This window comes from Corallococcus llansteffanensis (genome assembly GCF_003612055.1).
Lineage (GTDB): Bacteria > Myxococcota > Myxococcia > Myxococcales > Myxococcaceae > Corallococcus > Corallococcus llansteffanensis.
This window is the reverse complement of sequence record NZ_RAWB01001059.1, coordinates 1-1124: the sequence shown is the minus strand read 5'-3', so window position 1 is coordinate 1124 and position 1124 is coordinate 1. Positions and strand designations below refer to the sequence as shown.

The window sequence follows — 1124 nt, the reverse complement described above, 5'->3', positions numbered from 1 at the left end:
CCCTCACGAACGGCGAACCGCAGCTCCTTCTCCATGGCCACCGGGGTGATGAGTTCCACCTCGATCGCGATGTTGTCGCCCGGCATCACCATCTCGACGTTGTCCGGCAGCTTCACCGTCCCCGTCACGTCCGTCGTGCGGAAGTAGAACTGCGGGCGGTAGCCCTTGAAGAACGGGGTGTGGCGCCCACCCTCTTCCTTCGACAGCACGTAGATCTGCGCCTTGAACTTGGTGTGCGGCGTGATGGAGCCCGGCTTCGCCAGCACCTGGCCACGCTCCATGTCCTCGCGCTTGAGGCCACGGACCAGCGCGCCGATGTTGTCGCCCGCGCGGCCCTCGTCCAGCAGCTTGCGGAACATCTCCACGCCCGTCACGACCGTCTTCTGCGTCGCGCGCAGACCGACGACTTCGACTTCCTCGCCGACCTTGATGATGCCGCGCTCCACGCGGCCCGTCGCCACCGTACCACGGCCGGCGATGGAGAACACGTCTTCCACGGGCATCAGGAAGGGCTTGTCCGTCGCGCGCGCAGGCGTCGGGATGTAGCTGTCCACCGCCTCCATCAGCTTCAGGATGGCCGGCTCGCCGATGTCGCTCATGTCACCCTCGAGCGCCTTGAGCGCCGAGCCGGGGACGATGGGGATGCTGTCGCCGGGGAACTCGTACTTCTTCAGGAGGTCACGCACCTCCATCTCCACGAGCTCGCGCAGCTCGGGGTCGTCCAGCATGTCCACCTTGTTCAGGAAGACGACGATGTAGGGCACGCCGACCTGGCGGGCCAGGAGGATGTGCTCACGCGTCTGCGGCATCGGGCCGTCCGCCGCCGAGACCACCAGGATGGCGCCGTCCATCTGCGCCGCACCCGTGATCATGTTCTTCACGTAGTCGGCGTGTCCCGGACAGTCGACGTGCGCGTAGTGGCGGTTCTTCGTCTTGTACTCCACGTGGGCCGTGGAGATGGTGATGCCGCGCTCCCGCTCCTCCGGCGCCTTGTCAATCTGGTCGTACGCCATGAACGTGGCGCCGCCGGACTTCGCGAGCACCTTCGTGATGGCCGCCGTCAGCGACGTCTTGCCGTGGTCCACGTGCCCAATCGTTCCGATGTTCACGTGGGGCAGGCTGCG

Annotated in this window: 1 protein-coding gene; it reads right to left on the bottom strand. The window is 66.3% G+C overall.

Annotation, left to right across the window (positions count from 1 at the left end):
* On the bottom strand, positions 1 to 1124 hold a 1124-nt coding region (gene tuf / locus D7V93_RS43305), incomplete at both ends, for an elongation factor Tu (protein WP_120648700.1).